1 pseudogene is annotated in these 237 nt (G+C 65.8%); it reads right to left on the bottom strand.

The window, feature by feature from the left end:
• Positions 1-237 (bottom strand): annotated as a pseudogene (locus tag SB786_RS37645) (ATP-dependent helicase); the annotation flags it as partial.

The raw sequence follows: 237 nt of genomic DNA, 5'->3' as shown, positions 1-237 counted from the left end.
AGCACGGCGTCGAGGCCGGTTTCCTTCACGCGCTCGACGATCTCAAGCAGATTGCACATCAGCGCGCCCTCAGGACGGCTCAGGACGGACGCGCCCGACGCGCGGTAGTACTTCACGCCGTGCGAGCGACAGACGGCTTCCAGCGGGTCGAGAATGCGGTTAGTGCGCGCAAGGATTGCGCAGCTTTTACCCTTGGCGAGCAACGGCGCGAGCGCCTCAACGGCTGACGTCGCCTCC

Origin of the sequence: Burkholderia sp. SIMBA_062 (genome assembly GCF_046534765.1) — a bacterium.
In the GTDB taxonomy this organism is placed as follows: domain Bacteria; phylum Pseudomonadota; class Gammaproteobacteria; order Burkholderiales; family Burkholderiaceae; genus Burkholderia; species Burkholderia ambifaria.
Note: the sequence above shows the minus strand (reverse complement) of the source record. Positions and strands in the feature narration are given on the sequence as shown.